The sequence below is a fragment of the Kribbella soli genome (assembly GCF_004331345.1).
GTDB classification, from domain to species: domain Bacteria; phylum Actinomycetota; class Actinomycetes; order Propionibacteriales; family Kribbellaceae; genus Kribbella; species Kribbella soli.
In genome coordinates this window covers 379,301-401,233 of record NZ_SJJZ01000002.1, presented here as the reverse complement: position 1 = coordinate 401,233, position 21,933 = coordinate 379,301, and the positions used below count along the sequence as shown (strand labels likewise).

Sequence of the window (21,933 nt, the reverse complement as noted above, 5' to 3'; positions counted from 1 at the left end):
GGCGCACATGTCTACTGCTATCGATACTCCGGCCGCAACGACGGAGGAGGTCACCGCTCAGGGCAAGGCGAAGGCGAAGCGTGGGGAGACCCTCACTGGATGGGCCTTCGCGGCGCCGTTCGCCGTGCTGTTCGTGCTCTTTCTCGTGATTCCGGCGCTGTACGGCCTGTACCTGAGCTTCACCGGCGAGACGCTGACCGGTGCGGGCAGCGGCCTGGTCGGATTCTCCAACTACGCCGACGCGCTGCGCGACCCGGACATGTGGAAGTCGCTCGGAAACACCGTGTGGTTCACGGCGCTGAGCACGATCCCGCTGATCGTCCTGTCACTCGCGCTGGCACTGCTCGTGAACCTCGGCCTGCCGGGGCGCTGGTTGTGGCGCCTGTCGTTCTTCCTGCCGTACCTGCTCGCATCCACCGTCGTGGTGATGTTCTGGAGCTGGATGTACAACCCGAAGCTCGGGCTGATCAACGGCGTACTGGAGCAGTTCGGTGCCGGACCGGTGGCCTGGCTGCAGGATCCGAAGGTGGCGATGTTCTCGGTCGTGATCACCACGCTGTGGTGGACGATCGGGTTCAACTTCCTGCTGTACCTGGCGGCGCTGCAGAACATTCCCGAGCAGCAGTTCGAGGCCGCGGCGCTGGACGGCGCGGGCAAGTGGCGGCAGCTGTTCTCGATCGTGATCCCGCAGCTGGCGCCGACCACGGCGTTGCTCGTCACGTTGCAGATCCTCGCGTCGCTGAAGGTGTTCGACCAGATCTACATGCTGACCAACGGCGGTCCGGCCGGTACGACGCGGTCGATCGTGCAGTACATCTACGAGTCCGGCTTCACCGGCTACCGGTTCGGTTACTCGTCGGCCATCTCGTACCTGTTCTTCGCGCTCATCGTCCTGGTGTCGCTGGCGCAGTACAAGCTGATCAACCGCAGGAGCGCCGCATGAGCACCTACACCCTGAGCCGTGGAATCAGCCGCGGGATGAAACAAACGCACAAGCCAGGCGAAAACCCCTGGAGCGTGTCCAGAATGGCCGCGCTGCTCGTACTTGCGGTGCTGGCCGTAACTTGGCTGGTTCCGTTCGCGTGGGCGGTGCTCACGTCGCTGAAGAGCGAGGCGGACGCCGGTGCGTCGCAGATCACGCTGAACCCGCCGGACGGGCTCAGCTTCGAGGCCTACCGCAAGGTGCTGTCCGCGGGCGACATCCCGTCCTGGGCGTGGAACAGCCTGATCACGTCGGTGGCGATCACGTTCATCACGGTCGCCACGTCGGCGCTGGCCGGGTATGCGTTCTCGCGGGTGAACTTCAAGGGCAAGCGATTGTTGTACGCCGCGATCATCGCGGCGATCATCATCCCGCCGCAGTTGCTGATCGTGCCGTTGTTCCGGCAGATGCTGGCGTTCAACCTGGTCGACACGTACTGGGGCATCATCCTGCCGCAGGCGTTCGCGCCCGCGATGGTCCTGATTCTCAAGCGTTTCTTCGACCAGATCCCTGTGGAGCTGGAGGACGCGGCGCGGGTCGACGGCGCCGGGCGGCTGCGGGTGTTCTGGTCCGTCGTACTGCCGTTGTCGCGGCCGATCCTCGCCGCGGTGGCGATCTTCGTGTTCATCGGGGCGTGGAACAACTTCCTGTGGCCGTTCATCGTGACCACGGACGCGCACCTGATGACGTTGCCGGTCGGACTGCAGACGGTGAAGAGCGCGTACGGGCTGCAGTACGCGCAGAACATGGCGTCCGCGATCCTGGCCGCGCTGCCGCTGGTCCTGGTGTTCCTGTTCTTCCAGCGCCAGATCATCAAGGGCATTGCGACCACCGGCTTCGGTGGTCAGTAGCGCTTTCCTGGACAGGAGTTCCGGCACTCGGGATTCCGGTCACGATCCCTTGAAAACACCGTCACTCTCAGCGAGGGTTGCTTGGATGTATCACTCGGGGAGAGTAACGACGAGAAGGGGGAAGTGTGTCAGCGATGAGTAGGCTCGCCGAGCAGTGCCGTGATGTGAGGAGTCACGGCAACGCGGGACTCGGTCGGGCTTCGATCCAACCGGCGGTGTGTACCGGCATCCACGAGGTGAGCTCGTCGATTCCGTCGGTGCGACCGCGACGCGTGGCGATGCTCAGACTGAGCAACGGAATGTCGACCACGCTACGACTCGGCGACGGTGCCCAGGCGCCGGCGCCCGGCACTACCGTGTACGTCCAAGGTGGCCGGGGCATGGGTGATCAACCCGCCTCAGGTGGGGTCATCCTCGCGTCCAGCGAGCCAGTTCGGGCGGCAGCGGTCTGAGTCAGTGACTCGCCGGTCTCAGGTGTCCAACGCCCAGCTGAGGCCGGCAAGTCCCTGGACAGCACAGCAGGTCAGCTTTCCATCGGGTCGGTGTACTCCCGGATCTCGATCGGCGAGTACGGCGCCTCCGGCAGTCGCGCGGCGATCTCCGTTGCGCGATCCAGGCTCGCGCAGTCGACGATGTAGTAGCCCGCCAGCACTTCCTTGGCCTCGGTGAACGGTCCGTCCGTCACCGTCGGTACGCCGTCCCGCACCCGGACCACCCGCGAGTTCGCGATGGTCAGCGGTCTGTCGTCGACGTGCTCACCGCGCGCCTTCAATTCGTCGATGAGCTTGCCGTGCTGTTCCATCACCTGCTCCATGCCCGCGGCGTGCAACGTGTCCCAGGTCTGTTCGTTCCCGTAGATCAGCAGCATGTATTTCATTGCTTGCCTCCATTCACCAGGTACGTCGGAGCCCCGGACGTCTCCTCGACATCCGGGGCCCAGAGTAGTTACTACCAGGTGGCGCCGGCGGGAGCCCGCACCGTGGTGTTGAGGCGGTTGAACAGGTTGGTGAGCCCGATCATCAGGATGATCGCCGACAGTTCCTTCTCGTCGAAGTGGTCGGCGGCGGCGCTCCAGATCTCGTCGGTGACCGCGGTCGGGTTGTCGGCCAGCCGGGTCGCGGCCTCGGTCATCTCGAGGGCCGCGCGCTCGGAGTCGGTGAACAGGTCGGAGTCGCGCCAGGCCGCGACCTGGTGCAGCCGCTCGTCGGTCTCGCCGTTCTTCAGCGCCGACTTGACGCCGCCGAACACGCACGGCGAGCAGCCGTTGATCTGGCTGGCGCGCAGGTGCACGAGTTCGAGCGTCGTGCCGTCGGTCCCGGACTGCCCGATCGCCTTGTAGATGTTCTGGATGCCCTTCGTGGCGTCGGGCAGAACCATTGCGGGGTTGTTCATCCTTGCTTGCATGGGAGGGTCTCCAAAGCTGTGGTGTCTGTTGATTTCACTCCCTTGACGGATGCTGCGCGGCCGATGTGACAGCGAACCGCAGATCTTTTTCGAGCCGGGTTTCCACCGGTACGGCGGGATCGGAGTACTGACCTGTCAGGCAGATCGGGCCGGTGTACTTGAGCTGCCGCAGCGTCGCGAACACGGCCGGCCAGTCGGACAACCCGTCCTCGGCCTCGACGAAGTTCGTCTTCCAGCCGTCGCCTGTGCGGAGGTAGTGGACGTTCTTCAGGTTCACGATTCCGAGCCGGTCCGCGCCGAGCTCCAGCGTCACCGCGGGATGATCACCGGCGAGCGCGTCGTGCGCCGCGTCCCACACAAGCTTGAAGCGTTCGGGCAGCCCGTCGATCAACTGCAGTACGCCGAGCGTCGACGACACGTACCGCCCGTGGTGCAGTTGCACTCCGACCTGTACGTCGTACCGCTCGGTGAGTACGACGGCGTGTTCGAGCAGCTCGCGGTTGCGTCGTACAGCAGCGGCGTACCCGTCGGGACCGAGGTCGGCCATGATCCGGATCATCGGTACGCCGGACTCCGCGCACGCGGCGAACACCTGCTCGGACAGGTCGCTCGCGACACTGATCGGTTCGATGCCCTCGGCCCGTAACTGGGCGGTGAACTTCGGCAGCTCGGCCTCGGCGGTCGCCGGCGTCACGTACGCCGACTCGCGCACCGGGACCTCGGCGCCGGCGAATCCGAGTCCGGAGATCAGCCGGCCGAGCTCGTCACCGGGCAACCCGATCCACGGTTTGGTGAAGACGGACCACAGATAGGACATGTTCAGCGGCCTCCCAGCCCACTCATGGTGATACCTCGGATGAACCAGCGTTGCGTGAGGAAGAACAGGACGATCAGGGGCACGGTGGTGACGGTGGCCGCCATCAGGAGCAGGTTCCACTGGGTGCCGTTGGTGTCCTGGAACACCTGCAGGCCGACCGATGCGGTCCGGGTGGCGTCGCTGTTGGAGATCACCAGCGGCCACAGCAGGTTGTTCCACTGCCCGATGAACTTGAAGACCGCCAGCGTCGCGATGGCCGGCACCGCGAGCGGCACGATGACGCGGATGAACGCCTGCCACCGGTTGGCGCCGTCCAGCCGGGCGGCCTCCTCGTAGTCGCGGGGGATGCCGAGGAAGAACTGCCGGAGCAGGAACACGCCGATCGCGGTGAACGCGTGCGGCAGGATCATGCCCGGCCAGGTGTCGATCCCGTGCAGCTTCGCGACCAGTACGAACTGCGGGATCAGCGTCACCTGCGACGGGATCATCAGGGTCGCGAGGTAGATGCCGAACAGCCAGCTCCGGCCGGGGAAGTTCAGCCGCGCGAACGCGTACGCCGCGAGTGCCGCGGTGACCGTTTCGAGGAGCGTCGTACCGGCGGCGAAGTAGATCGTGTTCAGCAGGTACTTGCCGAGCGGGACGAGATCGAACGCGCGGGTCAGGTTCTCGGGGTGCCAGCTGCTCGGCCAGAACGACGGCTTCGCGGCCATCGACTCGCCGTCGGACTGGAACGCGACGAGCACCATCATCACGACCGGGACCAGCGTGATCGCGGTGACCAGGAAGCAGGTGAAGACAACGAGCTTCTGGCGGATTTCAGTTGTCATAGTGCACCAGCCTCCGCTGGAACAGGAACTGACCTGCGGTGATGAGCACGATGAAGGCGAACAGCACGAGCGACTGCGCGGCGGCGTACCCCTGGTCGTAGTTCTCGAAGCCGGTCCGGTAGATGTACATGACCAGCGTGGTGGTGCGGGTGCCCGGGCCGCCGTTCGTCATGATCAGCGCCTGGTCGAAGACCTGGAACGATCCGATCACCGACGTGACGATCACGAAGAACAGTGCGGGGGACAGCATCGGCAGTGTGATGTGCCGGAAGCTGTTCCACGGCGACGTACCGTCCACGCGGCCCGCTTCGTACAGCTGTTGCGGGATCGCCTGGAGGCCGGCCAGGAAGACGACCATGCCGAAACCGAAGCTTTTCCAGACGCTCATCAGGATCAGCGCGGGCATCGCCCAGTTGTCGGAGATGAGCCAGGCCGGACCGTTGATCCCGAACCATCCGAGCACGGCGTTCACCAGGCCGTCGTGCGGGATGTAGAGCCAGATCCAGACGAACGCGACCGCCACCGTGATGGTTGCGTACGGCAACAGCAGGAGCGATCGGAAGACGGCGATCCGTTTCACGCCCTGGTTGAGCAGCAGCGCGAGCAGCAGGCTGACCAGGATCGTCAGCGGCACGCTCACCAGCGTGAAGTACGCCGTACTGCCGAGCGCCGACCAGAACGTCGGATCGGGGCCGAGGCGGGCGAAGTTGTGCAGACCGGCCCAGGTGGGCGCGCTGAAGAGGTTCCAGTTCAGCAGCGAGATGACGCCGGCGGCGACCACCGGTCCGGCGGTGAAGATCAGGAAGCCGATCAGGCTGGGCAGGATGAAAAGCCAGGCAGTGAGCGCTTCCCGGCTGCGCCAGCGCGGCGGCGGAGCCTGCGTGGCCGGTGCCGGTGCGGTGGTGACGGGTGCGGTGTCTGCCGTGGAGATAGCCATCGCGCTCACCCCTTCCTGGCCGCGGCTTGGCGGGTGGTGTCGAGATGCTGCCGCATCAGTACGTCGAGACGCGGCGTCAGACCGCTGATGGCGTCCGGGACGCTGACCTGGCCGAGGAACGTGCGCGGGAGATCCTGACCGAGCAGCTGCTTGACCTGGTTCCAGTTCGTGGTGACGTCGAAGGCGTGCCCGCCGGCGATCTTGCCGGCCAGGATGTCCTGGACGATCCCGAGGTTGTCGGGCGGCGGCTGGAACGCGCTCCCCGCGCTGAGCCGGGCCGGGTTGTTGCGGCCGGCCTTGGCGTAGATGTCGAGCGCGCCGGTGCTGGTGAGCGTCTTGAGCAGCTTCCACGCGAGGTCGAGCTGGGCGCCCTCGCGTACCCCCGATGGAATCGCGAAGCTGGACCCAGAGACGCGCGGCGTGCTCCCGTTCGCACCGGCCGGGAACGGGATGATGTCCCAGTCGAACTTGGCCTTCCGGGCGTTCACGACCTGCCACGGCCCGTTCTGCATGAACGCGACGTTGCCCTGCATGAAGTTGGACAGCGAGCTCTCGGTGACCAGGTTCTTGATCGGCGGCGTCACCTTGTCCTTCACGAACAGATCGATGACGAACTGCAGCGCCTCCATCGCCTCGGGATCGCCGAGCGCGCTGCGGCTCGCGTCGGCGCTCATCACGTTCCCGCCGGCGCAGTAGATCCAGGAGACCAGGTCGTCGATGGCCGGTGCGCAGGTGAAGCCGTACTGCTCACCGGGTTTGGTGAGCTGCTTGGCGAGATCGCGGAACGTTGCCCAGGACATCGGTTCGGTCCGGGAGGGCAGCGGGATGCCCTGCTTCTTCAGCAGGTCCTTGTTGTAGTACATGACGGTCGGCGCGACGTCGAAGCCGATCGCGTACGTCTTGCCGTTGAAGCCCGAGATCTTCCGGCTGGTCTCGTAGAAGTCGTCCAGCTTGAAATCGGGATCCGCGGCGATCAGGTCGTCGAGCGACCGGTGGGCACCGCGGGCGGCGTACGTCGGGATCAGCGTGCCGTTGAGCGCGGTGACCAGGCTCGCCGTACCGCTGACGAGTTGCAGGTCGAGTTTGGTCGGGTAGCCGCTCGAGGGGGTCAGGGTGGCGACCGACTTCACGCCGAGCTGCTGCTCGACGTACTTGCCGAAGTCTTCCCAGACCTTCTTCTCGGCGGCGCTGCTCGACCACATCGCCCAGGTGGCGGTGCCGGCCGGTGGCCCCGACGAACAGCCGGCCGCGAACGCGATACCGGCCAGTCCGCCGAGCTGGAGCACGCTGCGGCGGGTCAGGTTGGTACTCATGGTTCTACTCACCTGGTTCTCCTCACCGGTAGAGCAGGTCGATCGACTCGGCGCGAATGCGCTCCTCGTCGACCTCGACGCCCAATCCAGGGGCGGTGGGGACCGTTGCGACGGCCTTGGTGATGCTCAGCCCGTCGACGTACAGATCGGTCAGCAGCTCCGGCCCGTTGAGCTCGGCGGGCAGGGCGAGCTCGAGCTGACTGAACACGTGCAGTGCGGCGGCGAACGCGATTCCGCAGTCGGTCAGGCCGCTGGCGAGAATCTCGAGACCGCCGGAGAACGCTGTCTGGGCGGTCTTGAGGGCGTTCCGCAGACCGCCCGACTTGCAGACCTTGACCACGACCAGGTCCGCGGCGTTCAGGCGGATCGCGCGGGCGAGGTCCTGCGCGGAGAAGCTGCCCTCGTCGATCGCGACCGGTAGGTCGATCAGCTCGCGCACACGTTGCATGGCGAGCGTGTCAGTGCTCGGGACGGGCTGCTCGACACAGTGGATCGTGCGGATGTGAGCTGTTCTGTCGAGGAGCTGCTTGAGTGCAGCCGGTCGGTAGGACTGGTTGGCGTCCAGCCACAGTGGTTTGCCGTCGGCAACTTCCGCGACGGTCTCGATCGCGGCCGTGTCCGCGTCCAGGTCGCCGCCGATCTTGACCTTGTACGCCGCATAGTCCGACGACTGGAGAGCGTGCTCGCGGACCGTTTCCTGGTCGCCGACTCCGATCGCGGAGCAGAGCGGGATCTCGTCGTAGATCTTGCCGCCGAGCAGTGCGTGCACGGGGACGCCGGCGAGCTTGCCGGCCGCGTCGTGCATCGCGACGTCGACGGCGGCGCGGGCGAACGGGAAACCGTTCGAGACGGCGGGGCTGAGGCGTCTGGCGGCGCGCTGGTGGAACAGCTCGACGTCGAACGGCGTGAGTTCGAGCAGGATCGGGGCGAGGTGGCGGCGGATGACGACCGCCATCGTTTCGGCGGTCTCGTAGCTCCAGCTGGGGAGCGCTCTCTGCTCTCCCCAGCCGACCACGCCGTCCTCGGTCGTGAGCTTCACGAAGATCACCGCGCCGGCCTGGTCGGGGGCGGCGTCGGGGGAGCCGACGGCGCCGCTGCCGAGTACGAACCGGCGCGCGAACGGCACCGCGACCGCAAAGACCTCAACCTGGGTGATGCGGGACATGATGATCGGTCCTCTCAGTCAGGCGGCGATGGACCAGAGGGTGGGGTCGACGAAGCTGGGGCCTCGGGTGCCGTTGTCGAGCCACTGGAGGGCGTCCTTCAGCACGTAGCCCGCGAGTGCGAGGTGGCCCTCGGCCGTGTCCCCGGCGATGTGCGGCGTGAGCAACAGGTTCTCCGCCCGGAGAGCGCTCTCGGCGAGTTCCGGCGGCTCCGGGTCGTAGACGTCGAGCGCCGCGTAGATCCGGCCGGCGACGGCGTGTTCCAGCAGAGCCTGCTGGTCGATCGCCGGACCGCGCGAGGAGTTGACCACGACCGCACCGTCCGGCAGCCGCTCGATCAGCTCGCGGGAGATCATGCCCTTGGTCTCGGGCACGTTCGGCACGTGGATCGTCAAGAAGGCGCTCTCTGACGTTTCCGGCAGCTCGGCCAGGCGGACCCCGAGCTCCGCGGCACGCTCCGCGCTGAGGTACGGGTCGTACACGACCACGTCGCAGCCGAACGGTTTGAGCAGGGTGATCAACGCACGCGCCGTACTGCTCGCGCCGATGATCCCGACCTTCGCGCCGGCCAGCTCGTGGCCGCGGAACTCGGTCTGCTTCCAGCCGCCGCCACGGACCGCGCCGTCGAACCGGGGCAGCCGCCGGGCCAGCGTGAGCATCGACGCCAGGCAGTATTCGCCGACCGACCACGCGATCCGCGGGCCTGCCGAGAACACCCCGACGCCCTGGTCGAGGATGACCGGGTCGATCAGGTTCTTCACGGTGCCCGCGGCATGCGCGACGACCTTCGGGCCGTTGCCGTCGGACCACAGTTCCTTGTCGAGGTGCGGCGTACCCCAGCTGCTCAGCAGCACGTCGGCGCCTTCGGCCAGCAGCGGTACGGCGGCCGGGTCGAGCGCCGGCGGCTTCGCGAGCGAGCCGGGGCCGGTGGTGTGGTCGGCGGTTGCCCAGACCACGTCGAAGCGGTCCTCGAGCAGGCGGCGGGTCTCCGGGTCGATCACGTCGGCGGCGCGTTCGGGGGAGAAGAGGGCGGCGAGTTTCGGCACCGTGTCGGCTCCTTCGGTGGGTGTGCTCCGACGGTAGGCGCTTTCCGTTATGCAGGTCCAAGCCCATTTACGTATGGACCGATACCGTGCTTGCATGGCCGCCATGGACCTGTCGCTCCAGCAACTCCGTGGATTCGTCGCCGTCGCCGAGGAACTGCACTACGGCCGCGCCGCTCAGCGCCTCAACCTGACCCAGCCGCCGTTGACCCGCCAGATCCAGGGCCTCGAGCGCACGCTCGACGTCCGCCTCTTCGATCGCACCGGCCGCGGCGTCCGGCTGACCGCGGCCGGGGGAGTCTTCCTCGAGCACGCCCGCCGGGTGCTAGCACTGCTAGAAGTCGCACCCGAGGCGACCCGGCGTGCCGCGGACGGGACGACCGGGACGCTCCGCCTCGCCTTCACCGCGATCGGCGCGTACGCCGTACTCGCGGACTTCCTGACCATGGTCGGGAAACGTACGCCGGGGGTGACGGCCGAGCTGACCGAGCTGGTGAGCCCGGCACAGTTCGAGGCGCTGGCGAACCTGGAGATCGACGTCGGCCTGGTGCGGCCGCCGATCCCGGCGCAGTTCGAGTCGCTGCTGGTGCACTCGGAGGACCTGGTCCTCGCCGTACCCACCTCGCATCCACTGGCCCTCGGTGACAGGGCGGTGTCGCTGGTGGACGTGACCGACGACTACATCGGGTACAGCCCGGAGGGATCGCAGTACCTGCATGACATCTGCGCGGCCATGATCGGCATGGATCGCTATGCCGTCAGCCAGTTGGCGTCGCAGGTGCCAACGATGCTCGCGCTGGTCCGGGCCGGCCTCGGCTGTGCGTTGATCCCTCGGTCGATCATGGCGATGGGCGTCGAAGGCGTCCGGTACCGCGAACTGGACGCGGCCGACGCGCACTCGGTCACTCTGCACGCCTGCTGGAGCCCTGACAACCCCAACCCGGCCCTGCAACGCCTGGCCGAATCCCTGCGACTGGACCCGCATCTCGCGACTTGACCTAGAGCGAACTCTAATTCGTAGGCTCGATCGCATGAGTGCACAACACAAGATCGGCTCGGGTTTCGGGCACGACAGCACCGCGGACGACGTACTCGCCGGAATCGACCTGGCCGGCAAGCTCGCGATCGTCACCGGTGGATATTCCGGTCTCGGTCTGGAGACCACCAAGGCGCTGGCGAAGGCCGGCGCGCACGTCGTCGTACCGGCGCGGCGGCCGGAGGCGGCGCGGGAAGCTCTGGGCGATCTCGCTGAGGTCGAGGATCTGGATCTGGGCTCGCAGGAGAGTGTGGAGGCGTTCGCCGAGCGGTTCCTGGCGTCGGGCCGGTCGGTCGACATCGTGATCGACAACGCGGGGATCATGGCGTCGCCGGAGACGCGAGTGGGACCGGGGTGGGAGGCGCAGTTCGCGACCAACCACCTGGGTCACTTCGCGTTGGTGAACCGGTTGTGGCCGGCCGTCGCGGCCGGCGGTGGCGGACGGGTCGTCTCGGTGTCGTCGGCCGGTCATCGGCGGTCGGACATCCGGTGGGACGACCTCGAGTTCCGGCTGGGGTACGACAAGTGGGAGGCGTACGGGCAGGCGAAGACGGCCAACGTGCTGTTCGCCGTCCAGCTCGATGCCCTCGGCAAGGACTCCGGTGTGCGCGCGTTCGCGCTGCACCCTGGCGGGATCCTGACCCCGCTGCAGCGGCACTTGGAGAAGCAGGAGATGGTCGACTTCGGCTGGATCGACGAGGACGGCAACGAACTGAACCCGGCGTTCAAGAGCCCGGCGCAGGGCGCGGCGACGCAGGTGTGGGCGGCGACGTCTCCGCAGCTCGACGGGCTTGGCGGCGTGTTCCTCGAGGACTGCGAGGTCGCCGAGGTGTCGGCCGACGATGCGCCGGGAGTCCGGCCGTACGCGATCGACCCCGCGTCCGCGGAGCGGTTGTGGACGGTGTCGGCGCAGCTCACCGGGGTGAACGCGTTCGGGTAGGCTGGCGCGGTTCTTGGGGGTTCTGTGTCTGTTTCTTCTTCTCCTGTCGAGCTCGGCCTCGTTGTCGAGCGGTTGCGCGCGTCCGGTTGCGTGTTCGCCGAGGACGAGGCGGCGTTGATCGTCGAGACCGCGCGGGACGCGGCCGAGCTCGCCGCGATGGTCGACCAGCGGGTTGCCGGGTTGCCGTTGGAGTACGTCGTCGGCTGGGCGTCGTTCCGCGGATTGCGGATCGCTGTCGATCCCGGGGTGTTCATCCCGCGTCGGCGTACCGAGTTCCTGGTCGGCGAGGCGCTGCGGGTCACCGTGGCGGGCTCGGTCGTCGTGGACTTCGGCTGCGGCTCCGGTGCCCTGGGTGCCGCGGTCGCGGCCGAGCGCGAGGTGTCGCTGTACGCCGCTGACATCGAGCCGGCTGCGGTGCGATGTGCTCGCCGGAATCTGGAGCGGTGGGGCGGGACGGTGTATGAGGGCGACCTGTTCGCGGCGTTGCCGGAGCGGTTGCGCGGTGAGGTCGACGTACTGCTGGCGAACGTTCCGTACGTGCCGACCGACGAGATCCGACTGCTCCCACCGGAGGCCCGGCTGTACGAGCCGCGCGTCACGCTGGACGGCGGACCGGACGGCCTCGCGACCCTGCGCCGCGTGGTCGCCGGCGCCGCGGACTGGCTCAAGCCCGGCGGTCATCTGTTCGTCGAGATGAGCGACCACCAGGCACCCCTCGCACGCGCAGTGATGATCGAACACGGGCTGGCTGCCGAGATCACCGTGGACGACGACCTCGGCGCGAACGTCGTCCACGGCCGCCGCGCTCAGGTTGTCGGGTAGTCGCCGAGCGAGGGAGCGAGTACGTCGAATGCGCGGTTGCCTTCCTCGGCGACGATGCCGGCGATTTCCGCGTTCGGAAGGCCCGCGAGCGTGAGCTCCTGGATGCGCTGGAACAGGATGCGGTGCACGGTGCCGAGCAAGCCGGCGGCCGTGCGTACGGCGATGTCGTCCGGCTCTGCGCCGACTGTCTCCGCGAGGGCAGCGGCCAGGGCCTGCTCGCGTTGATCGTGGAGGCTGCGCAGGCAGACGGTCAGCGTGGGACTGTTGGCGATCATCCGGGTGAACTCCGGCCCGGCGAATCCAGCCACCGGATCCTGTGCCGCGACCGCGGAGCCGAACGCGCGCCGCAGTGCCGCGTAGGCCGATTCGCCGGCCGGACGCGAGGTCACCGCGTCGGCCAGTGAGGCGACGAACGCGGCCTGATGGTCGAGGGCCAGATCCTCCTTGCGGGCGAAGTAGTTGGTGACGGTCTTCTTCGCGACCCGGGCTGCGTCCGCGATCTCGGCGATGGTCGTCTCCTCGAAACCCTGCGCGATGAAGAGCCGCGTCGCCTGGTCGGAGATCAGCTGTCGCGTCTCTTGCTTCTTGAGCTCGCGCAGCCCGAGCGGAGCGGTCGTCGTGGTGTCCATGAAGAAATCATACCCCCGACGTAAAAGTATGTTGACAGCACACTCGGCCTCTGGCTAAAGTTACTCCCGTCGTAAAAATACCCCGAAGGGAAGTAGTGGATGCGCACTCCGAAACACGGTGCAGCCGGCCCGGCGTTCGACCGCCGGGGCGACCAACGGCGTACAGCGCAGTCCCGCGTCGTGCGTTACCAGCAGCCGGTGGCCCGCCGCCTCACCACGCGGCGCGGCAACCGCTGAGCGCAGTCCGTCCGTACACCGAGTTCTCCGGAAGGAATCCCCTGAAGATCAACGCATCCACCCTCTCGCTCACCGTCGACGACGTCACCGCCTCGCACGCCTTCTTCACCAAGCACCTCGGGTACTCCGAGGAGGTCGCGGCGGAAGGTTTCGCGAAACTCACCCGTGACGACGACGCCGTCGACGTCGTCCTGCTGCAGCGCGGCATCGAGATCCTGCCGCCCGAGCAGCGTGACCAGCGCGCCTCGGGCCTCATCCTGGCGTTCACGATCACCGGTATCGAGGCCGAGGAGCAGCGCCTGCGGTCCGAGGGCGTCACGATCTCGATGCCGCTGCGCGAGGAGCCCTGGGGCGAGAAGCTGTTCCAGGTCACCGACCCCAACGGTGTCGTCGTACAACTCGTCGAATGGGCAACGCCGGCTTAGACCCGGCGCTGTACATGGAGCAGGTACTCCCGGCGGTTGAGGGGGTCGTGGTCCGTGCGTGGGCGGTCCGGGATCAGGCCGGTCGCCGGTTGGTAGCGCTCGAACGCCGACTCCAGGACGCCCTCGCCGCGGGTGAGGGCGGGGAGCTGCTGCTCGAGTTCGTACACGGCGGCCGCGGGAATTTCTCCTTCCAGGGTTGAGGTTTCCGCGGCCAGCGCCGGTACCTGCGGGATGGCGCGGAGCCGGGCGAGGGCCGCGAGTACGGCGCGGGTCGTGTCGGTCGGGATCTCCAGACGGAAGCTGTGCATCGGCTCGTGCACCGTCGTACCTGCTTCCTGGAGGGCGGTCATCAGGACCAGCGGGGTGAGGAACCGGAAGTCGCCGGCCGTGCTGGACATGCTCTTGTCGAACACGGCGTGGGCGTGACTCTGGCGGGCGGAGTAGCCCGAGTGCGTCATCACGACGCGGGCGTCCGGGATCTGCCAGCCGTGGATGCCCTGGTGCAGGGTTTCGCGGACGGTTTCCTCGACGGCCTTGATGAACGCGTACGGCATCGAGCCGAGTTCGACCTCCAGTTCGAAGGTGACGCCGGCGTTGACCGGTGCCGCTTCGACACGGAGCCCGACGGTGGCGAGGAACGGGTTCGCGTCCTTCTTGTTGAACTCGACCGCCTGCCCGGTCCCGGCGATCCGCTCGATGCAGATCGTGGTGGTCTCGCGGAAGTCGACCTCGATCCCGAAGTCGGTGGCCAGCGTGGACTCGATGACCTCCTTCTGCACCTCGCCGTACAGGGAAACGTAGGTTTCCTGCCGCAGATCGTCCTGGCGGAGGTTGATCAGCGGGTCCTGCTCGGCGAGCTGGGTGAGCGCGACGCGCAGGTTGCCTTTGTCGGAGCGTTTGCGTGGCGTGACGACCGTCTCGAGGGTGGGTGGGGAGAACGCCTTTGCGGAAACAATTGGGCGCTCCGTGCCAGAAATGTTCCGGAGATCGGTCAGGGTGTCGCCGATGCGGATGTCCGCGAGTCCCCAGAAGCGGCCGATCTGGCCGGCGTGGATCGTGGCTGCGGGGCCTTCGCCGATGACCTCGAGCGCGGTGATCTTCCCGTCCGCGTCGCCGTACCGCACCCGCTCGCGCACCTGGGTCGTGCCGGAGAACATCCGTACGTAGGCGATCTTCTCGCCGGCCGGTCCGCGTTCGACCTTGAACACGGTGCCGTCGAGCGGTACGCCGGTGGTGCGGGCGCGGGGGAGCAGTTCCCGGATGCCGTCGGCGAGGGCTTCCGTGCCCGCGCCGGTGATCGCGGATCCGAAGTACACCGGGTGGACGATCGCCTGGTGCGTCTGGGAGATAAGTGCCTCGTGCAACGACAGCGGTTCGTTGTCGACGTACCGCTGCAGGAGCGCGTCGTCGTGCCGGGTGAGGACCTCCAGCAGGGCGTCCTCTTGCACGATCGGTTTGAACATCGCCTCGGGCGTGCCAAGGTACGCCGCCTCGCCCATCGGGACGATCTCTCGGGTGAGTTTCGCGGCGATCTGCCGCAGTACGCCGTCGTACTGCGCGCCGGGCCGGTCGAGCTTGTTGACGAAGATCAGGGTGGGGATGCGCAGACGTTGCAGGGTGCGCATGAGTACGCGCGTCTGCGCCTGGACGCCCTCCACCGCCGAGATGACCAGAACCGCCCCGTCGAGCACGCTCAGCGCGCGCTCCACCTCGGCGATGAAATCCGGGTGCCCCGGGGTGTCGATCAGATTGATGCCGACATCGCCGATCGTGAACGCGGCGACGGCGGACTTGATCGTGATCCCGCGCTGCCGTTCGAGCGCGAGCGAGTCGGTCTGGGTGTTCCCGTCGTCGACGCTGCCGACCTCGTCGATGACTCCGGCGGCGTACAGCAGCCGCTCGGTCAGGCTGGTCTTTCCGGCGTCAACATGCGCCAGGATCCCAAGATTCAGTACTTCCACGCCGCTTCATGTCCTTAGAACAGGTGCCATCGGTCTCCGCAACAGCCATGAAGCGAGGTCGCATGACGGACTCCTTTACAAGACACCTGTTCGTTCGTACGCCCCGAGTACACCAACCCTCCCCACCCCCGAACAAACCATTTAGCCCCCACCTACACCCACCCGTAGGCTGACTCAGATGCTCGATCCGATCGCCCTCGCGACACCGCACGTGGGTCCCGTCGTCCGCGCGACCCCGGTGAATGGGTTCGTCGGCAATCAGACGTTCCGCCTGGAGACGCATGCCGGCGTCTATTACCTGAAGGCCGGCTCGACGGTTGCGGAGGAGGCCGACGCGTGTCAGCGTGCGCGATCGGTCGGTGTACCTGCACCTGAGGTGGTTACGTCGTCTGCGGAGTACCTGATCATGCGGGAGCTTCCTGGGCGGCCGCTCGCGGCGGACTCACCGGACCTCCGCGCGGTCCTGCGGATGGTTGGAGAGGGCGTTCGGCGCGTGCATACGGTCGCCGACCCGTCGGCTGCGTGGGGAGATCGTCTGCGGGGTGTGTTGGACGGGCTGGATGTGCTGCCGGATGGGCTCGCGGCGCGTGTTCGGGCGGTGGTGCCGGAGTTCGTCGAGAGTGTGGCGGGGGTGAGGCCTGCCTTGCTGCACGGGGATCTGCATCTGCGGCACGTGTACGCCGAGGATGCCGAGCTGACCGGGATCCTCGACTGGGGCGACGCGACGTACGGCGATCCACTGTTCGATCTCGCCCGGTTGTCCATGGCCGGGCCGGACGTGACGGCCGCGTTCTTGGCCGGGTACGGCGAGGTCGACGCACCGCCCCGGACGCTCTCGATGTACCGCGTGCTGTGGTCACTGATCGCGCTACAAGCAGAACACGCAGCAGGCGGCGACTGGATTCAGCCGCACCTCGACACGATCGCGCGGGAGATCGGTTGATGAGAGCCCAGGTGCGAATCCCGTATGCCAGGTGGTTAGGGAACCAGACTGACATGGCGAAGGGCTGAGAAGGCTGCAACCTTTGCCCGATCCTCAGCAGGATCGGCAGCGTTGCCCCGCCGCCAGAAGGCAATATCGCTGCGCAGGCGCGCACGGATCAGCGGTATCAGATCATTCGTCGGTCGGACCGGGCCGCCAGCCCGCCGGTACTCACTCAGAAACTCCAGCGCGTGATCCAGGTCCAGGGCATCGCCGGCGAGAGACCGACCGAACTCCCAGACCGACCACGCAAGCTCGTTGGTCAACGGCCCCCATTCAACCTCGTCCCAATCAACCAGGCCGACGATCTGACCGTCCCGCCACAGCACATTGCCCGGGAAGAAGTCACGGTGCATCCATCCGGCCTGTTGATCATCGCTGTGCTCCTGCCAGGACCGCAGCCATCGATCCAGATCAGGATCGGGAAGCAGCCGCTCGGCCTCGGAGTCATTACGTTCTGGAGGCTTTCCCTCGCTCAGACTCGGAAACGCACGCGCAGATAGGTGCAGCCGTGCCAACAGCCGAGCCGCCTGCCGAAGCTGGACAAGATTCCGTCTGTCCAGGCGCTCACCCATCACAAACGGCCAGACGGTGATCGGCCGTCCCTGCCATGAGAAGACCGCTTCCCCGTCAGACCCAACCAGCGGTGGAATCACCTCGGAGAGCTCACCGGCGAACTCGGCGGCAACTCTGCACGACCATTGCTGGTCCGGCAGTCGGTAATACTGCGACAACCTCACGACCACGGACGGTTCTGAATCCAGCCGCCAGAGCTTGCTCGCGGTCCCACCGCTGATCGCTTCCGCGGTGTCGGCCACAACACCGTACCGATCACGAACTTCCGCCAGGAGCGTTTCAGGAAGAGCCTGCATATTCATCAACCTCACCGGTCTCGGCCGCATGTCGGTGTGACAAGTGGATCAGTCCGCGAGCATCCCCGCAAAGGCTCCACAGTCAGCGGGGGGAGGGATGAATGGATCTCAGTTGATGAGGGTGCCCAGCGGAGTGCCGTTGAGGATGGCGGAGGCGGCGCCGGGGCGGTCTATGTCGAAGACGTGGAGGGGGAGGTGGTGGTCGCGGGCGAGGATGAAGGCGGTCTGGTCCATCACGCCGAGGCCGCGGTCGATGACCTCGGCGTACGTCAAGTGGTCGAACCGCCGCGCGTCGGGGTGCTTGTTCGGGTCGGCGTCGTACACGCCGTCGGTGCCGTTCTTCGCGACCAGTAACGCGTCCGCCTCCAGTTCGACGGCACGCTGCACGGACGGGTAGTCCGTGGTGGTGAACGGCTGCCCGTTGCCGCAGGCAAGCAGCACGATCGACCCCTTCTCCAGGTGCCGGAGTGCGCGCAGCCGGATGTACGGTTCGGCCAGGTTGTCGATCGGGATCGCGGTCATCAGCCGTACGCCGTGCGCCCCGAGGGCCGCGAGCCGGCCGCGCAGCAGCACCGCGTTGATGACGGTGCCGAGCATGCCGATGTTGTCCGCCTCGACCCGGTCGATGCCCCAGTCGTCGGCTCGGTTCCCGCGGAACACGTTCCCGCCGCCGACGACGACCGCGACCTGGACACCGGTGGCGCGCAGCGCGATCACCTCGGTCGCGAGATGGGTGAGCCGGTCGCTGGCGAAACCGAACTCGTTCGGGCCGGCGATCGCCTGACCGGACAGCTTGAGGACGAGCCTGCGGTACATGCCGCTCCGTTCTGAAGACGAGAGGCACGTCCGGTGGCGGCGTACCGACAGCAGATCTATCACGGACCCGTTCCTCCGCGACCCTGCACGCGGAAACTGTCGGTGTGGGGTCCTAGCCTCGGGTCATGGTGTCTGAAACTGGATTGCAGGACTGGCGGAAGCTGGCGCAGAAGCTGCACGCGAGGTTCTTGATCGATGCGTATGCAGATGGCGTGCGCTTCGTGGCGGCCGTGGGGGAGGCCTGCCAGGACGCCGTACCGGACGTGCGGCTCGGTGCGTCCTTCGTGGATGTTGCGACCCGGGACGCGGAGCTTGCGGGACGGATCAGTGCGATTGCGGCCGAGCACGGTCTGACCGCCGATCCGATGGCCGTGGCGCAGCTCGAGATCGGGTTGGACACGGCGGATCTGGTCGAGCTCGGTCCGTTCTGGGCCGCGGTGCTGACCGGCAGCACGGAGTCCTTCACGGGCAACGACATCTTCGATCCGACGGGGCGCGTCGCCAACGTGTGGTTCCAGGGCACGACACCGCACGAGACGCCACGCCAGCGGTTCCATCTCGATCTCTGGTTGCCACCGGAGGTCGTGCCGGGGCGGATCGAGGTTGCGCTAGCGGCGGGCGGCAAGGTCGTCTACGACGAGGAGGCGCCGGCCTTCATCGTGCTCGCGGATCCGCAGGGCAACAAGGTTTGTCTGTGTACGTCGGAAGGCCGCTAAAACGGGAGCGCAGTACGCCGTGCTCTGCTACGGTCGTGCTGAATCGAGGAGGTGTGTGATGGCTTGCAAGGTTATCCGGTTCCGCGCCATTCCCTCCTCGTGTGCTGCCCGCTGAGAGGCTGACAGCTCTTCCCCCGGACCGATTGGTGCGTCGCGGCGTCTGGCCGCGGGTCACGTGCGCCCTCGAACAGGTGCGCACTCCGTGCCGATCGAACCGGAGATCCCTCATGTCCTCCGTGGACATTCAGCTGCATACTGCCCTCGCGCGCGCCGTCGCCGGCGTACCGCATCACGAACTCCGCGGCCGCGTAGCCGCGCTCTCACACCGCTACCGCACCGAGCAGGTCGACGACACTGCCCCGGCGATACGCGACGCGCTCGATGCTCTCGCCTACGCCGTCGTACGGATGCCGGCGACCTTCCGCGCACTCCACGCGGTGCTCTCGATGGCCAGGCGTCACGTCGACTCGCCCTTCACCACGCACCTGGACTTCGGTGGCGGGACAGGATCCGCGGCGTGGGCCGCTGCCTGGCTGTGGCCGGCGATCAGGACCGAGATCGTCGAACGTCAGCCCGCCGCCATCCGCCTCGGCAAGCAACTTGCCGCCGGCAACTTCCCGTCCAGCTGGCGCTGGACATCCGCCGACCTCCGCGACTGGACCAGATCCGCACCGGTCGAGCCGGTCGACGTCCTCACGATCGGCTACGTCCTGAACGAGCTCGCCGCAGACGGCCGCCACGACCTGATCCACACGGCGGCCCGCTCAGCGACCACGATCGTCGTCGTCGAACCAGGCACCCCGAGCGGTCACCGCCGTACCCTCGACGCTCGTGAACTCCTGATCGAGCAGGGATTCACGATCGCGGCGCCCTGTCCGCACCACGGGCCGTGCCCGGTCGACTGGTGTCACTTCGCCGCGCGCCTCGCACGCACCGAGTTGCACCGGGTGATGAAGGACGGCACCCGCAACTACGAGGACGAGAAGTTCGCGTACGTCGTCGCGACCCGGTGCCCGGTTCGCTCTGCCGCGGCGCGGGTACTGACCCGTCCGATCCGTCGGAAGGGTCAGGTCGTCCTCGACCTCTGCACCGCGGCCGGCACGGCGGAGCGGGTCGTCGTACCGAAGTCCTCTCCGTCGTACCGGACCGCTCGCGGCGCATCGTGGGGTGACGAATCGCCCCCGATCAGGAGATGACGAGCCGGGCGATCCGTCCGTCGATCAGGGTGAAGGTGAAATCCAGGTCGGCGGTGCCGCCCGGGAAGTTGCCTTCGAGATGGTGGGTCGCGACGTAGGTCTGTTCGTCGACCTGCCGGGCGCTGGTGAGTTCGGTCGTGTAGCTGTATTCACTGGCCGAGCTCGCCAGCCAGGCGCGGATCTCGTCGTGGCCGCGATAGGTCTTGCCGTCATCGGTGACCTCGGCGTCATCGGCGTACCAGCGCATCGCCGCCGGGACGTTCCGGGCGACGTGGCTGATCAGGTACTTGGTAATCGTGTCAGGCAGCATGCTGACGATGCTGCGGTCTCTCGGTGGGGGAGACGCAAGGAGTTGACTCTCTCCCCGGGGGAGGGTGCAGGCTGAACCCCGTGCAGAGCGGACTGACGATCGGCGAGTTCGCGCGGGCGACGCATCTGAGTGTGCGCACGCTGCGGCGGTACCACGAGAACGGGTTGCTCGAGCCGGCGGCTGTCGACCCGTCCAGCGGCTACAGGTACTACGCGGTCGAGCAGATCCCGTCCGCTCAAGTCATCCACCGGTTGCGCGAGCTCGACGTACCGCTGGCAGACGTCGGCAAAATCATCGCGACCGACGATCCGGACCGGCGCGCGGAGCTCGTCGCGGTCCACCTCGAACGCCTGCAGGAGACGCTCGAGCGGACCCGAGCGGCCGTGACCTCGCTGCAACGGCTCCTCCGGCCCGCTCCAGGAGACCTCGAGGTCGAGCTCCGCTCGCAGCCCGCCACGTTGGTTGCCGGCATCACCGACATCCTGAGCCTCGACGAGGTTCTCCCGTGGTACGACGGCGCGATGGCCGAGCTGAACGCTGCCGTCGCCAAGCCGGCAGGTCCGCCCGGCGGGCACTACGACAACGAACTGTTCGCCGAGGGCCGCGGGACCGTTCTGGTCTACTACCCCGTGGCCGAGGCGCCGTCGTACGGCCGGGTGCGCCCGGTCGAACTGCCCGCCGCCGAACTCGCTGCCACGGTCCACCACGGACCCCACGACGACATCGACGTCACCTACGGCAGGCTCGCGACCTGGGTGCACGAGCATGCCTTGGCCGTTGCGGGCCCGGTGCAGGAGACGTATTCGATCGGCCCGCGAGACGACCCGGACCCGAGAGCCTGGCGCACCGGCATCGCCTGGCCGGTCTTCCGCGTGAGCTGAGCAGTCTCAGAGTTCGTAGCCGCCGGAGGCTTCCACGGTCTGGGCAGTGATCCAGCCGGCGTCGGGGGAGCCGAGGAACGCGATGACCTTGCCGAGGTCGTCGGACTCACCGATCCGGCCGAGCGCGGTGCGTTCGGCGATCGGCGGGATCAGCTCGGGGTGCTGGGCGAACGCGTCGTCGCCTAGACGCGTCCGAGTCACACCGGGAGCGACGGCGTTGACCCGGATCCCGCGGGCGCTGAGCTCCTTCGCGAGGTACCGGGTGAGCACGATCTGCGCGCCCTTCACGCTCGCGTAGACGGAGTACCCGGGCGACGGGCGCGCCGACTCGAGCGCCGACGTACTGGTCGTGTAGACGATCGAGCCGTGGTCGGCGATCAGCGGGAGGAGGGTCTGGGTGAGGAAGTACGGGCCTTTCAGGTGGACGTTGACCATCTGGTCGAACAGGTCCGCGGTCGTGTCCTCGAACAGGACCGGAGGTTGCCCGACGCCCGCGTTGCTGACGAGGAAGTCGAAGGACGTGCGGTTCCATCGCCGCAGTACGTCGGTCAGCGCGGTGCGGAACTCGATGAACGTGTCGGGGCGGCCGACGTCCAGCGGGAGCGCGACCGCCGTACCGCCGTCCTTCTCGATCCGCTCGACTGTCTCCAGGCCGCGTTCGCGACTGCCGCGATAGGTGAGGACGACGGCGGTGCCGCGTTTCGCGAGCTCGAACGCCGCGGCCTGGCCGATGCCGGAACTCCCGCCGGTGATCACAGCTACATGCATGATCG

General features: G+C 67.3%; 24 protein-coding genes. 10 read left to right on the top strand and 14 right to left on the bottom strand.

Features of this window, described 5'->3' with window-relative positions; all coding sequences use genetic code 11:
- Positions 1-7: 7 nt before the first annotated feature.
- Entirely contained in the window at positions 8-943 is a 936-nt protein-coding gene (locus E0H45_RS16170) for a carbohydrate ABC transporter permease (protein WP_131338160.1), read from the top strand.
- A complete protein-coding gene (locus E0H45_RS16165) occupies positions 940-1,833 on the top strand; it encodes a carbohydrate ABC transporter permease (RefSeq protein ID WP_131338159.1) in 894 nt (297 codons plus the stop codon). The genes E0H45_RS16170 and E0H45_RS16165 overlap by 4 nt, the downstream gene beginning before the upstream one ends.
- 523 nt (positions 1,834-2,356) lie before the next feature.
- Here E0H45_RS16165 and E0H45_RS16160 read toward each other — a convergent pair.
- The 8 genes from E0H45_RS16160 to E0H45_RS16125 all read right to left on the bottom strand — a co-directional run bounded on the left by E0H45_RS16160 (position 2,357) and on the right by E0H45_RS16125 (position 9,340).
- A complete protein-coding gene (locus tag E0H45_RS16160) occupies positions 2,357-2,710 on the bottom strand; it encodes a YciI family protein (RefSeq protein ID WP_131338158.1) in 354 nt (117 codons plus the stop codon).
- Between the two features lie 71 nt (positions 2,711-2,781).
- Positions 2,782-3,225 carry a carboxymuconolactone decarboxylase family protein gene (locus E0H45_RS16155; RefSeq protein WP_238155036.1) on the bottom strand — a complete coding sequence of 148 codons (444 nt, stop codon included), beginning with the start codon at positions 3,223-3,225 and terminating at the stop codon, positions 2,782-2,784.
- A gap of 46 nt (positions 3,226-3,271) precedes the next feature.
- Positions 3,272-4,054 carry a sugar phosphate isomerase/epimerase family protein gene (locus E0H45_RS16150; RefSeq protein WP_131338156.1) on the bottom strand — a complete coding sequence of 261 codons (783 nt, stop codon included), beginning with the start codon at positions 4,052-4,054 and terminating at the stop codon, positions 3,272-3,274.
- 2 nt (positions 4,055-4,056) lie between these two features.
- Positions 4,057-4,881 (bottom strand): carbohydrate ABC transporter permease, encoded by an 825-nt coding sequence (locus tag E0H45_RS16145; protein WP_131338155.1) that lies wholly within the window; start codon positions 4,879-4,881, stop codon positions 4,057-4,059.
- Positions 4,871-5,818 carry a carbohydrate ABC transporter permease gene (locus E0H45_RS16140; protein WP_131338154.1) on the bottom strand — a complete coding sequence of 316 codons (948 nt, stop codon included), beginning with the start codon at positions 5,816-5,818 and terminating at the stop codon, positions 4,871-4,873. The genes E0H45_RS16145 and E0H45_RS16140 overlap by 11 nt, the downstream gene beginning before the upstream one ends.
- Positions 5,819-5,823: 5 nt before the next feature.
- Complete coding sequence (locus tag E0H45_RS16135; protein ID WP_238155035.1) at positions 5,824-7,143, bottom strand: ABC transporter substrate-binding protein; 1,320 nt, start codon at positions 7,141-7,143, stop codon at positions 5,824-5,826.
- A 10-nt stretch (positions 7,144-7,153) separates the two neighbouring features.
- Positions 7,154-8,296 (bottom strand): mandelate racemase/muconate lactonizing enzyme family protein, encoded by a 1,143-nt coding sequence (locus E0H45_RS16130; RefSeq protein ID WP_131338152.1) that lies wholly within the window; start codon positions 8,294-8,296, stop codon positions 7,154-7,156.
- A gap of 18 nt (positions 8,297-8,314) precedes the next feature.
- The gene (locus E0H45_RS16125; RefSeq protein WP_131338151.1) at positions 8,315-9,340 is read right to left on the bottom strand and encodes a hydroxyacid dehydrogenase; all 1,026 of its coding nucleotides are present in this window, start codon (positions 9,338-9,340) and stop codon (positions 8,315-8,317) included.
- Positions 9,341-9,434: 94 nt separating this feature from the next.
- Between E0H45_RS16125 and E0H45_RS16120 the strand changes: the two genes are divergently transcribed.
- The 3 genes from E0H45_RS16120 to E0H45_RS16110 are packed head-to-tail and all read left to right on the top strand — an operon-like array spanning position 9,435 to position 12,135.
- Positions 9,435-10,334 (top strand): LysR family transcriptional regulator, encoded by a 900-nt coding sequence (locus E0H45_RS16120; RefSeq protein ID WP_238155034.1) that lies wholly within the window; start codon positions 9,435-9,437, stop codon positions 10,332-10,334.
- A gap of 34 nt (positions 10,335-10,368) precedes the next feature.
- On the top strand, positions 10,369-11,313 hold the full coding sequence (locus E0H45_RS16115) for an SDR family NAD(P)-dependent oxidoreductase (protein ID WP_131338150.1): 945 nt from the start codon (positions 10,369-10,371) through the stop codon (positions 11,311-11,313).
- 24 nt (positions 11,314-11,337) lie between these two features.
- A complete protein-coding gene (locus E0H45_RS16110; protein WP_131338149.1) occupies positions 11,338-12,135 on the top strand; it encodes a putative protein N(5)-glutamine methyltransferase in 798 nt (265 codons plus the stop codon).
- On the opposite strand, the gene E0H45_RS16105 is transcribed toward E0H45_RS16110, so the two are convergent.
- The gene (locus E0H45_RS16105; RefSeq protein WP_131338148.1) at positions 12,120-12,764 is read right to left on the bottom strand and encodes a TetR/AcrR family transcriptional regulator; all 645 of its coding nucleotides are present in this window, start codon (positions 12,762-12,764) and stop codon (positions 12,120-12,122) included. The genes E0H45_RS16110 and E0H45_RS16105 overlap by 16 nt on opposite strands.
- A 95-nt stretch (positions 12,765-12,859) precedes the next feature.
- Here E0H45_RS16105 and E0H45_RS16100 point away from each other — a divergent pair, with 95 nt between their 5' ends.
- Positions 12,860-13,426, top strand: coding sequence for a VOC family protein (locus E0H45_RS16100; RefSeq protein ID WP_238155033.1), 567 nt, complete (start codon positions 12,860-12,862; stop codon positions 13,424-13,426).
- On the opposite strand, the gene E0H45_RS16095 is transcribed toward E0H45_RS16100, so the two are convergent.
- On the bottom strand, positions 13,423-15,387 hold the full coding sequence (locus tag E0H45_RS16095; protein ID WP_131338147.1) for an elongation factor G: 1,965 nt from the start codon (positions 15,385-15,387) through the stop codon (positions 13,423-13,425). The genes E0H45_RS16100 and E0H45_RS16095 overlap by 4 nt on opposite strands.
- 178 nt (positions 15,388-15,565) lie before the next feature.
- Here E0H45_RS16095 and E0H45_RS16090 point away from each other — a divergent pair, with 178 nt between their 5' ends.
- Complete coding sequence (locus E0H45_RS16090; protein WP_131338146.1) at positions 15,566-16,330, top strand: phosphotransferase family protein; 765 nt, start codon at positions 15,566-15,568, stop codon at positions 16,328-16,330.
- 35 nt (positions 16,331-16,365) lie between these two features.
- On the opposite strand, the gene E0H45_RS16085 is transcribed toward E0H45_RS16090, so the two are convergent.
- Together E0H45_RS16085 and pyrH are read right to left on the bottom strand one after the other, a co-directional pair.
- Complete coding sequence (locus tag E0H45_RS16085; protein ID WP_165546485.1) at positions 16,366-17,241, bottom strand: phosphotransferase enzyme family protein; 876 nt, start codon at positions 17,239-17,241, stop codon at positions 16,366-16,368.
- A 108-nt stretch (positions 17,242-17,349) separates the two neighbouring features.
- Positions 17,350-18,057 (bottom strand): UMP kinase, encoded by a 708-nt coding sequence (gene pyrH / locus E0H45_RS16080; RefSeq protein WP_131338144.1) that lies wholly within the window; start codon positions 18,055-18,057, stop codon positions 17,350-17,352.
- Positions 18,058-18,182: 125 nt separating this feature from the next.
- On the opposite strand from pyrH, the gene E0H45_RS16075 reads away from it, so the two are divergent.
- Positions 18,183-18,773, top strand: a complete 591-nt coding sequence (locus E0H45_RS16075) for a VOC family protein (RefSeq protein WP_131338143.1) — start codon at positions 18,183-18,185, stop codon at positions 18,771-18,773.
- A 227-nt stretch (positions 18,774-19,000) separates the two neighbouring features.
- The gene (locus tag E0H45_RS16070; RefSeq protein WP_131338142.1) at positions 19,001-19,969 is read left to right on the top strand and encodes a small ribosomal subunit Rsm22 family protein; all 969 of its coding nucleotides are present in this window, start codon (positions 19,001-19,003) and stop codon (positions 19,967-19,969) included.
- On the opposite strand, the gene E0H45_RS16065 is transcribed toward E0H45_RS16070, so the two are convergent.
- On the bottom strand, positions 19,959-20,279 hold the full coding sequence (locus tag E0H45_RS16065) for a nuclear transport factor 2 family protein (RefSeq protein WP_131338141.1): 321 nt from the start codon (positions 20,277-20,279) through the stop codon (positions 19,959-19,961). The two genes, E0H45_RS16070 and E0H45_RS16065, sit on opposite strands and share 11 nt — an antisense overlap.
- 80 nt (positions 20,280-20,359) lie before the next feature.
- Between E0H45_RS16065 and E0H45_RS16060 the strand changes: the two genes are divergently transcribed.
- A complete protein-coding gene (locus E0H45_RS16060; RefSeq protein ID WP_131338140.1) occupies positions 20,360-21,160 on the top strand; it encodes a MerR family transcriptional regulator in 801 nt (266 codons plus the stop codon).
- 6 nt (positions 21,161-21,166) lie between these two features.
- Here the strand turns inward: E0H45_RS16060 and E0H45_RS16055 are convergent, their stop codons facing one another.
- Positions 21,167-21,928 carry an SDR family NAD(P)-dependent oxidoreductase gene (locus tag E0H45_RS16055; protein WP_131338139.1) on the bottom strand — a complete coding sequence of 254 codons (762 nt, stop codon included), beginning with the start codon at positions 21,926-21,928 and terminating at the stop codon, positions 21,167-21,169.
- Positions 21,929-21,933 lie beyond the last annotated feature (5 nt).

Excerpts from the sequence above, each read along its gene's own strand:
- E0H45_RS16130 (WP_131338152.1), bottom strand. The coding sequence starts at position 8,296 with ATGTCCCGCATCACCCAGGTTGAGGTCTTTGCGGTCGCGGTGCCGTTC.
- E0H45_RS16150 (WP_131338156.1), bottom strand. The coding sequence starts at position 4,054 with ATGTCCTATCTGTGGTCCGTCTTCACCAAACCGTGGATCGGGTTGCCC.
- E0H45_RS16155 (WP_238155036.1), bottom strand. The coding sequence starts at position 3,225 with ATGAACAACCCCGCAATGGTTCTGCCCGACGCCACGAAGGGCATCCAG.
- E0H45_RS16145 (WP_131338155.1), bottom strand. The coding sequence starts at position 4,881 with ATGACAACTGAAATCCGCCAGAAGCTCGTTGTCTTCACCTGCTTCCTG.
- E0H45_RS16075 (WP_131338143.1), top strand. The coding sequence starts at position 18,183 with ATGGTGTCTGAAACTGGATTGCAGGACTGGCGGAAGCTGGCGCAGAAG.
- E0H45_RS16115 (WP_131338150.1), top strand. The coding sequence starts at position 10,369 with ATGAGTGCACAACACAAGATCGGCTCGGGTTTCGGGCACGACAGCACC.
- E0H45_RS16120 (WP_238155034.1), top strand. The coding sequence starts at position 9,435 with ATGGCCGCCATGGACCTGTCGCTCCAGCAACTCCGTGGATTCGTCGCC.
- pyrH (WP_131338144.1), bottom strand. The coding sequence starts at position 18,057 with ATGTACCGCAGGCTCGTCCTCAAGCTGTCCGGTCAGGCGATCGCCGGC.
- E0H45_RS16160 (WP_131338158.1), bottom strand. The coding sequence starts at position 2,710 with ATGAAATACATGCTGCTGATCTACGGGAACGAACAGACCTGGGACACG.
- E0H45_RS16085 (WP_165546485.1), bottom strand. The coding sequence starts at position 17,241 with ATGCAGGCTCTTCCTGAAACGCTCCTGGCGGAAGTTCGTGATCGGTAC.
- E0H45_RS16140 (WP_131338154.1), bottom strand. The coding sequence starts at position 5,818 with ATGGCTATCTCCACGGCAGACACCGCACCCGTCACCACCGCACCGGCA.
- E0H45_RS16065 (WP_131338141.1), bottom strand. The coding sequence starts at position 20,279 with ATGCTGCCTGACACGATTACCAAGTACCTGATCAGCCACGTCGCCCGG.
- E0H45_RS16090 (WP_131338146.1), top strand. The coding sequence starts at position 15,566 with ATGCTCGATCCGATCGCCCTCGCGACACCGCACGTGGGTCCCGTCGTC.
- E0H45_RS16055 (WP_131338139.1), bottom strand. The coding sequence starts at position 21,928 with ATGCATGTAGCTGTGATCACCGGCGGGAGTTCCGGCATCGGCCAGGCC.
- E0H45_RS16070 (WP_131338142.1), top strand. The coding sequence starts at position 19,001 with ATGTCCTCCGTGGACATTCAGCTGCATACTGCCCTCGCGCGCGCCGTC.
- E0H45_RS16105 (WP_131338148.1), bottom strand. The coding sequence starts at position 12,764 with ATGGACACCACGACGACCGCTCCGCTCGGGCTGCGCGAGCTCAAGAAG.
- E0H45_RS16165 (WP_131338159.1), top strand. The coding sequence starts at position 940 with ATGAGCACCTACACCCTGAGCCGTGGAATCAGCCGCGGGATGAAACAA.
- E0H45_RS16170 (WP_131338160.1), top strand. The coding sequence starts at position 8 with ATGTCTACTGCTATCGATACTCCGGCCGCAACGACGGAGGAGGTCACC.